Source organism: Salsipaludibacter albus (genome assembly GCF_019798055.1).
Lineage (GTDB): Bacteria > Actinomycetota > Nitriliruptoria > Nitriliruptorales > Nitriliruptoraceae > Salsipaludibacter > Salsipaludibacter albus.
This window is the reverse complement of sequence record NZ_JAHOPH010000041.1, coordinates 21,199-30,179: the sequence shown is the minus strand read 5'-3', so window position 1 is coordinate 30,179 and position 8,981 is coordinate 21,199. Positions and strand designations below refer to the sequence as shown.

Genomic DNA, 8,981 nt, shown 5'->3' with positions numbered 1-8,981 from the left:
GCGGGCTACAGGCGGCCGGCGGCCTTGACGTCGAGGTAGGCGTCCATCAGCCGTCCGGCCAGGACCCCGGGTGGGGCGTCCACGACCTGGGCGCCCCGCTCGACCAGCATGCGGGCGGTGCGGCGGCGGGTCCGCTGCAGGGTCGCCGCGCCGGCCGCGAGGTAGGCCCCGTCGACGGTGGGGCCGTCGGCAGGGATCCCGGCCGGGGTCGCGTCCGCGCCACGCCGGACCCACGTCTCGACCTGGGGGTCGCTGACCGCCCCGACCACGACGAGGTGGCGCGACAGCAGCACCGGCAGGGCGGGCACCAGCGTGTCGACCAGCGACTCGCTGGACAGGTCGGTCAACAGCACCAGCAGGGCACGGCGACGCTGTCGCGCGACGATGGAGGTGAACGCGCGCCGGTGGTCGGACTCGACCAGGGACGGCTCCAGGCCGGCCATCGCCGACGCGATCCTGGTCCGCTGCTGCTGGTGGCCGGCCGGCGCGACCTCGACCCCGGGCCCGGAGGCGAACGACGTGAAGCCGACCCGGTCCCCCACCCCGATCGCCACGGTCGCCACGGCCAGTGCCGCGTCCATGAGGTGGTCCAGCCTCGTCACGCCCGCCACCAGTCCCGCCGAGAGCCGACCGGTGTCGAGCACCACCTGGACCGCCTGGTTGCGCTCGGCCCGGTAGGTCCGCACGATCGGCTTGCCGGCCCGGGCGGTCGCCGACCAGTCGACCCGCCGGACCTGGTCGTCGCGGGTGTAGTCCCGCAGGGCCTCGAACTCGGTGCCCGTGCCGATCAGCCTGGCGGCCCGCATCCCGACCTCCAGCACCCGCCGGTCCGTGATCCGCAGCTCGGCCTCCCTTCGGGACGGGAACGCCGGGTGCACGTCGATCCGGCCGGGCAGCGAGCGTGCGTGCTGTCGTGCCACCAGGCGCAGCGGCCCCGCCAGGCGCACGACCAGCTCGTCCGGTCGGTGGCGGCCACGCCGGGTCGGTCGCATCGCCACCTCGGCCGTGGTCGTGCGGCCACGCCGGACGGTCACGTCGACCCGGCGGGGCGTGCCCAGCGATGGCGGCAGGTCGTCGGACAGCGCGACGCGCTGGGGCCAGGGCCGCACTCCGCGGACCGTCCACGCGGCGGTGGCGGACTCGCCGAGGGTCAGGACGTCGGGGAGGTGGCGGGCGACCGGCAGGGTCCACGGTGCACCGACCAGCAGGGCGTCCACGACGACCAGGACGGCCACGCCCAGCAGCAGCGGGCCGGCGGGCGCACCGATGACGACCGCGCCGGCGACGATCGCGACCAGCACGGCCAGCGGTGGCCGGGGCAGGCGGACCTGTGCCGCCCACCACGACCGCCTCCAGCTCGCGGGGCGCTCGCCCGGGACCGGCCCACGGGGCGCCGCCGTGTCGACGCCGGCCTGCACGACCGCGTCGTCCCGCTCGTCCGCACCGGGGACGTCACCACCGGCGCCGCCCCGTCCGGACCCGCCGGTCCGGTCGGCGACCCCACCGGGCGGCGTGTCCCAGTCCGGCGGCGAGGCGCCCGACGTCGCGGGGGCGCTGGTGCTCATCGTGGCACCGGCACCGTGGCCAGCACGCGGTCCAGCGCCGCGTCGACCGACCCACCCTCCAGGGCCACCTCCGGTCGCAGCTGGATGCGGTGGCGCAGGGTCGGCCGGGCGATCGCCTGGACGTGGTCGGGGCTGACGAAGCCGGACCCGGACAGCCACGCCCAGGCCTTGGCTGCCTGCAGCAGCATCGCGGCGCCACGTGGTGACACCCCCAGCGAGACCGCGGGCAGGTCCCGGGTCGCACGGACCACCTGCACGACGTAGCGACGCACCTCCGGGGCGACCCGCAGGGCACGCACGGCCCGGCGTGCGGCCGCGATGTCGGCGGCCGAGGCGACGCCCTCGATCGCCGACAGGTCGTGGGGGTCCATCCCCTCGTCGTGGCGCCCCACCACCTCGACCTCCTGGTCGAGGTCCGGGTAGCCCACCTCGAGCTTGAACAGGAACCGGTCCAGCTGGGCCTCGGGCAGCGGGTAGGTGCCCTCGTACTCGACCGGGTTCTGGGTCGCGATGACCATGAAGGGCTCGGGCAGGGCCCGCGGCTCGCCCTCGGCGGTCACCTGGTGCTCCTCCATGGCCTCCAGCAGCGCGGCCTGGGTCTTGGGTGGCGTGCGGTTGATCTCGTCGGCGAGCAGCAGGTTGGTGAAGACCGGACCCTCGCGATAGCGCAGGTCCGACCCGTCGAGCACGAGGTGGCCGGTGACGTCGGACGGCATCAGGTCGGGCGTGAACTGCACCCGCCGGGTGTCGAGGTCGAGCGCCGCCGCCAGGACCTTGACGGTCAGTGTCTTGGCCACGCCGGGCACGCCCTCGAGCAGGACGTGGCCGTTGGCCAGCAATGCCGTCACCAGCCCCGACACGACGTGGGACTGTCCCACCACCACCCGACCCACCTGTGAGCGCACTCGGTCGAGGGCGGCCCGGGGATCACCCACGCCCGGGTCGCGGTCCGTCCCGACGTCGGCGGTGGGGTGGGGCTCCTGTGTGCGCGGGTCCTGCATCGTTGCTCCTGGCGTGGTGCGGGTCCGGTCGGTGTCGGACGATCGGCAATCGGTGTCGGGATCGGTGTCGGGGTCGCTGTCCGGGGTCGCGGATGGGGACGGGAGGTCGGCGGGCGGGCTCAGCCCGAGGGTGGCTCGGCGGACGGCGAGAGCACGGCGGTTCGGACCCGGCGCACGGCCGAGGCGACGTCCAGCAACCCGGCCGTGTCCGTGACCGGCTGGTCCCGGATCGCGAGGTCGACGGTCGCGCGGTCGAGCCCGGTGGCGTGGACGGCCGGGTCGACCAGGTCCGCCCCGTCGGAGGGTGCCGGGCCACCCGTGCCGGCTGCCCCCAGCCGCGGACCGACCGCGGCCCGCAGGTCGGCCCGCAATCGTGCCGCCGCCGACCCGACCTCGCCGTGGCGCTGCAGCAGCTCGGCGATGCCCACGGCCAGCTCCGACGCCGGGACCTCGACCGGCGGATCCTCGGCCAGGACCCGCCCGTGGCGTCGCGCCCGGCCCAGGGCGTACAGCAGTGCGGCCAGCCCGACCAGCCACATGCCCCGGACGAGTGCCGCCGGGGGTGCACCCGGAAGGCCGGCGTCGCCTCCGGACAGCGGGGGTGGCTGGTCGCCCTCGACCACCAGCACCCGCCCGCCGGGGTCGTCGGGCACGAACAGGTTCGCGAACTGGCCCAGTCCCGGCTGTGCCTGGATCGAGGCGTTGGTCACCAGGGCGGGATCGGACAGCACGATGGTTCCGTCCGCTTGCGCCACGACCAGGGCGAGCCCGTCGGTCGTGAAGCAGCTGGCCGTCGCGTCGTCGGGCACCCGGACGAGGTCGGGGACGTCGCCGGGGCCGATGCCCGCGAACCCGTCGACCGCCAGTGCCACGTCCATGCGGTCGGGCAGCAGGTCACACCCGGGTGGCCCCGACACGCCCTGCCCGGCGACGACCTCCAACCCGGGCCCGGCGCCGGCCAGCGCCGAGCGTGGGTCCGCCACCACCAGCCGACCCCCGGCCGCGACGTGGCCCCGCAGGGCCTCCTCCTGGTCGTCGCCGAGCCGGTCGACGAACACCACCGCGACGTCGGTCGGGGCCAGCTCCGCCAGCACCTCGTCGGCCGGTCCGCCACGCAGTTCGACCCCGAGGTCGTCCATGACCCGCCGCAGGATGTCGGTGCCGTCGGGGGCCTCGCTGGTGACCGCGTAGGGCGGGGGCGACGAGGGCAGCAGCACCACGATCACCAGCACCACCAGCACGATCCCGCCGATCCACGCGACCCCGACCCGGGTCCCCCGGGTCGCACTGGCCTGCGTCGCGGCGCTCACGCGCGCACCCCCACGGCCTCGGCCGCGGCGATCACCGTGTCCGCGTCGTCCCCGTCCGCCTGCGCCTCGGCGTACCAGACCCGCTCGAACACGTCGCTGGCGTCGGTGAAACCCCGCGCCTGCAGGTCGGCCACGACCTCGGCGTGCCCGATCGCCTCGCGGTGGGCACCGACGGTCGCACCGGGCGCGGCCGGCACCGCCTCGAGGGCCACCAGTCGCACGACCAGGGCCCGGTAGGCGGCTCGGACGGCGTCACGGTGGTCACCCGCGGCCCGCGCCTCCCGGGCGTCGGCCAGCCACTCCGCCGCACTCCGCTCGGGCTCCGCCGTCGTCGTCACGACCTCGTCACCCGCCCGACGGAACGTGCCGGTCCGCAGCCGCCGCACCACCAGCCAGCCGATCCACGCCACGACCGCCACCACCGCGACCTGGACGAGCAGTTCGAGCACGCGCCCCACGCCACCTGCCGCGTCGCCCGAGATGACCCCCCGCTCCATGAGCCACTGGAGGAAGCGCTCGAGCAGGTTGGGCTCGTCGAGGTAGGGCGGCTCGGACAGGATGCCGCGGACGGACTCGTCGATCCGGTCGGCGCGACCCGGGTCCACCTGGGCCAGGACCGACCAACCCGACGACGCGCCCGGGGTCATCCGCGCAGCCGCGACGCCATCGCGAGCACGTCGGACCCCTCGGACCGGATCCGCAGGTCGCCGTACAGCGCCAGCCCGCCGTAGTTGCCCAGCGGTGTCAGCACCAGGAAGCTCACCAGGTTGGTCACGATCGCCAGCACGATGATCACCTCCGGGGGCAGGAACCCCAGGAAGCTGGACACGAAGCCCAGCACCGAGTTGACGATCCCGAGCAGGAAGCCGATCAGCAGGCCCCGGCCGAACGTGGGCCAGAACGTGCCACGCAACAGCGTGCGGACCCGCCGCAGCGCCTGCCAGGCGCCGATCTCCTCGGCGACCACCGCCGCGGGCACCAGGTAGCCGACCATGATCGCCACCAGCGACAGGACGGCGACGACCGGGAGGACGACGAAGTACAGCGCCAACCAGGCCGGCTCCTCGGCGACCAGCGCGAACAGCCCGGGCAGCGCGAACAGCACCGCCAGCGGCAGCCACAGGGCGAGCCAGACCGTGATGATCCCCCACATCCGTCGGAACCCGACCGCCAGGGCCCGACCCACCCGCGGCGTCACGTCGTTCCAGTGGTCGACGCCGACCTGCATGGTCGCCGGGACCGCGGCGGCACTGCCGACGAGGCTGAGCAGTCCGCCCAGGACCAGCAGGATCACGAACAGCGGCTCGATCCCGCTCCCCGAGCCCAGCGTGAAGGCGCCGTCCGGGCCGACCGAGGCCGCCGAGAAGATCTCCTCGACCTGGGTGAGGCTGGTGATCACCAGGACGAGCCCCGGGACCAGCAGGATCGCCGCGACCGCCGCGACCGTGCCGAAGGTGCTCCGCAGGAGCGTGAACATCGCCTCGATGACGTCGCCGACCGTCATCGAGCGTTCGAGACGACCGCCGCCACCGGGTGGGGGCGGCTGGTTGCTCCACCCTGCCGCGACCGGGGGTGGTGGCACGGACGCACCACCCGGCGGTGGTGGTGGGACGGGCAGGGGTCGCGTGGGTGGTCCGCCGGAGGACTGTCCGCCGGGTGCCGGTGGCCCCGGTCGGGTCGGTGGCGCACCCTGTCCCGTGGAGGGGGGGCCGGAGACCGGTCGGGCGCGGCCGGGCTCGTCGCGGCGACCGGGGTCGTCGGGGCGGTCCCAGCCACTCATGCGGGATCCTCGCCGAGCAATCGGTCGTGCACCAGGGGCGGGGGCACCGCGCCCTCGCCGACCGTGACCAGGTCCTCGAGTCGTCCCCGGGCCCAGTCGAGGTCCTCCCCGGTGGACGCGTGGATCGTCACGGACGGCTCGATCGCGGTGGTGTCGTCGCCGATCTCCAGCCAGAACTCCAGCCCCACGGTCGGGTCGACGTCGTCCTCCTTGCGTTGCCGGCCGGCCCCCAGGCCACCGGCGAGCGCGCCCAGCCCCCGGGTGTCGACGTCGACCAGGACACCGTCCGGGGCCTGCCAGGTCCCGACCACCGGCGCGTCCGGGAGGACGGCCCGCGGGTCGTCGACGATGTCGGCGTCACCCCCCTGCGCCGAGACCATCGCGCGGAAGCGGTCGGCGGCGGCCTGCGAGTCCAGTGCGTCGGCGGTCGCCGCCGCCGCGTCGTCGGGGTCCCGGCCGGTCAGCACCAGCGCGGCGGTGGCGAGCTCGAGGCACAGGTCGCGGAAGCGCCCCGGCCGCTCACCGGTCAGCACGTCGACGGCATGGGCCACCTCGACGGCGTTGCCGATCGCGTGGGACAGCGGCTGGGACATGTCGGTGATCAGCGCGCCGGTCGCGCGACCGTGGGCCTGCCCGATGGCGACGCACTGGCGGGCGAGCTCGGTGGCGTCGTCGAGGTCGGTCATGAACGCGCCGTCGCCGACCTTGACGTCCAGCAGGACGGTCGAGGCACCGCCGGCCAACTTCTTGCTCATCACGCTGGCCGCGATCAGCGCGGCCGACTGGACCGTGGCGGTGACGTCGCGCAGGGCGTACAGCCGCTTGTCGAGCGGCACCACGTCGGCGGTCGCCGCGGCGACGGCCAGCCCGATGTCGGTGACCTGGGCCGTGACCTCGTCGGGCGACAGCGAGACGCGGAACCCCGGGATGGCCTCGAGCTTGTCGAGCGTGCCGCCGGTGTGGCCGAGCCCCCGACCACTGAGCTTGGCGACCTGCAGGCCACACGCGGCCAGGATCGGGGCGACCACCAGCGTCGTCGTGTCGCCCACCCCGCCCGTGGAGTGCTTGTCGACGGTCGGACCGGCCAGCCCGGACAGGTCGACGACCTCGCCCGAGGCCACCGCGACCTCGGTCATGGCGGCCGCCTCGTCCGGGGTGAACCCACGGATCACGCCGGCCATCAGGAAGGCCGACATCTGCTCCTCGGCGACGTCGCCGTCGAGGTAGGCCGTGAAGAACGCACGGATCTCGTCGGCCTCGAGCTCGTGGCCGTCGCGCTTGCGCCGGATCGTCGCCGGGACGTCCAGTCGCGCCATCAGCGGTCCTCGTGCTTGGCCGCGCACTCGACACAGCGCACCGACAGGGGGCGGACCTCCAGTCGGGCCTGGGGGATCTCGTTGCCACAGTCGACGCAGACCCCGTAGGTCCCCTCGTCGATGCGCTCCAGGGCGGTGTCGATCTGGTGGACGCGGGTGCGGGCGGTCTCGATGCTGCCCAGCACCTCCGAGCGCTCCTCGGCCTGCTGGCCCGCGTCGGAGAAGCCGGACGACGACACCCCGATGTCCTTGACCGTGTCGGAGTGGATGTCGGCACCGTGCTCGTCGAGGATCTCGACCTGTGTTTCACGGTCCGCGAGCATCTCGGCGCGCAGCTCGTTGATGGCGTCGGCGTCCATGGAGGTGCCTTGTGAGAGAGGTGATGTCGTCACCCGCGAGGCTACTGGGTGCCACGGTCCCCACCGGCCTCCCGTTCGACCCGGACGTCGTCACGGCAGCGCGAACGGGCCCGGTCCGCACGGTCCGGCTGAACACCTGTTCAGTCGTGGAGGCCGACGCAGCGAAGCGTCCCCCGTCAGGTCCCCAGCGCGTCGTCGGGTGGGACGGCGTCGAGGTCGTGGGCGGACCCCACGGGCCCGTTGGTCAGCACGCCCGCGTGGGTGTTGAGCCCGTTGCGCAGGTCCGGGTCGTCGGCCAGGGCCTGTCGCACGCCCCGGGCCAGCCGCCGGGCGTGTGGCAGCGTCACGTTGGTCAGTCCATAGGTGGAGGTGTGGGGGACGGCGCCCGGCATGTTGCCGACGCAGTAGTGCACGACCCCGTCCACGACGTAGGTGGGATCCGAGTGGGTGGTGACGCGCGAGGTCTCGGCACAGCCACCCTGGTCGATCGCGATGTCGACGATCACGGCCCCCGGCTTCATGACGCCGAGCAGCTCCCGGGTGATCACCTTCGGGGCGCGGGCGCCGGGCACCAGCACCGCGCCGATCACGAGGTCGGCCTGGCTGAGCTGTTCCTCCAGGGTCAGGCGGTCCGACATCAGCGTCAGGATCCGGCCCCGGTGGTCGGCGTCGATCGCCCGCAGCTTGTCGATGTCGAGGTCCATGGCGATCACCCGGGCCTCCATCCCCGCCGCGATCTGGGCGGCGTTGCGTCCGGAGGTGCCAGCCCCGATCACGACGACGTAGGCCGGCTGCACACCGGGCACGCCGCCCAGCAGGACCCCGCGGCCACCGTGCTCGGCCTGCAGCGAGGCCGCGCCCACCTGCGGTGCCATGCGGCCGGCGACCTCGGACATCGGGGCGAGCAGGGGCAGCGACCCGTTCGGGCCGGTGACGGTCTCGTAGGCGATCCCGGTGGTCCCGGCGTCCAGCAGTGCGCGGGTCAGTGCCTCGTCGGCTGCCAGGTGCAGGTAGGTGAACAGGGTGAGGTCGTCACGCAGGTGGCCGTACTCGGACGCCAGTGGCTCCTTGACCTTCAGGACCAGCTCGGCCTCGCCCCATGCCTCCTCGGCCGTGTCCACGATCTTGGCCCCGGCCGCCACGAACTCCTCGTCGGACAGCGAGGACCCCTCCCCCGCGCCCGCCTGCACGACCACCTCGTGGCCGTCCACCACCAGTTCGTGCACCGCATGGGGCGTCGCCGCCACCCGGTGCTCGTCGACCTTGACCTCCGTGGGAACGCCGATGCGCATGGACTCTCCGTTGAGTGGCTGCGTGTGCGATGTGGTGGGCACGCCGACCCTGGTCGGCCCCGCCCGCGTTGCTGGCCACGGTAGACCTCCCCTGGGCCCGTCGCCCCACACTCCCGACCGACCTCCACGACCCAGAGCGCCGTTCGCGGCCGCCGCACCCGGCCCCGAACGCCACCAGGCGATGTGACTTCGACGCAGCGATGTGACTTCGACGCACAGGTGCGCGCAACTCACATCAGGATCCCCAACTCACATCGGGATCGGGGCCACGCACATCACGTCGAGGGGTCGACGGAGGACCCGGGTGGGGTGGCCGGCTGGGAGGTGGACCCGGGAACGGACGCCGGGGGGTGGACCC

The 8,981-nt window shown here is 74.2% G+C and carries 8 protein-coding genes; all 8 read right to left on the bottom strand.

Annotated elements, in window-relative coordinates; all coding sequences use genetic code 11:
* Positions 1-5: 5 nt before the first annotated feature.
* The 8 genes from KR546_RS17155 to ald all read right to left on the bottom strand — a co-directional run bounded on the left by KR546_RS17155 (position 6) and on the right by ald (position 8,623).
* Positions 6-1,565 (bottom strand): DUF58 domain-containing protein, encoded by a 1,560-nt coding sequence (locus tag KR546_RS17155; RefSeq protein ID WP_238445943.1) that lies wholly within the window; start codon positions 1,563-1,565, stop codon positions 6-8.
* Positions 1,562-2,566 (bottom strand): AAA family ATPase, encoded by a 1,005-nt coding sequence (locus KR546_RS17150; protein ID WP_238445942.1) that lies wholly within the window; start codon positions 2,564-2,566, stop codon positions 1,562-1,564. The genes KR546_RS17155 and KR546_RS17150 overlap by 4 nt, the downstream gene beginning before the upstream one ends.
* Before the next feature lie 119 nt (positions 2,567-2,685).
* Positions 2,686-3,876: a DUF4350 domain-containing protein gene (locus KR546_RS17145; RefSeq protein WP_238445941.1), complete on the bottom strand. Its 1,191-nt coding sequence runs from the start codon at positions 3,874-3,876 to the stop codon at positions 2,686-2,688.
* Positions 3,873-4,523: a DUF4129 domain-containing protein gene (locus KR546_RS17140; protein WP_238445940.1), complete on the bottom strand. Its 651-nt coding sequence runs from the start codon at positions 4,521-4,523 to the stop codon at positions 3,873-3,875. Before KR546_RS17140 ends, KR546_RS17145 begins: the two co-directional genes overlap by 4 nt.
* Positions 4,520-5,458, bottom strand: a complete 939-nt coding sequence (locus KR546_RS17135; RefSeq protein WP_238445939.1) for a hypothetical protein — start codon at positions 5,456-5,458, stop codon at positions 4,520-4,522. Before KR546_RS17135 ends, KR546_RS17140 begins: the two co-directional genes overlap by 4 nt.
* A 194-nt stretch (positions 5,459-5,652) precedes the next feature.
* A complete protein-coding gene (locus KR546_RS17130) occupies positions 5,653-6,972 on the bottom strand; it encodes a thymidine phosphorylase (RefSeq protein ID WP_238445938.1) in 1,320 nt (439 codons plus the stop codon).
* On the bottom strand, positions 6,972-7,331 hold the full coding sequence (locus KR546_RS17125; RefSeq protein WP_238445937.1) for a TraR/DksA family transcriptional regulator: 360 nt from the start codon (positions 7,329-7,331) through the stop codon (positions 6,972-6,974). Before KR546_RS17125 ends, KR546_RS17130 begins: the two co-directional genes overlap by 1 nt.
* Positions 7,332-7,507: 176 nt before the next feature.
* Positions 7,508-8,623, bottom strand: coding sequence for an alanine dehydrogenase (gene ald, locus KR546_RS17120; RefSeq protein ID WP_238445936.1), 1,116 nt, complete (start codon positions 8,621-8,623; stop codon positions 7,508-7,510).
* Between the last annotated feature and the right edge of the window lie 358 nt (positions 8,624-8,981).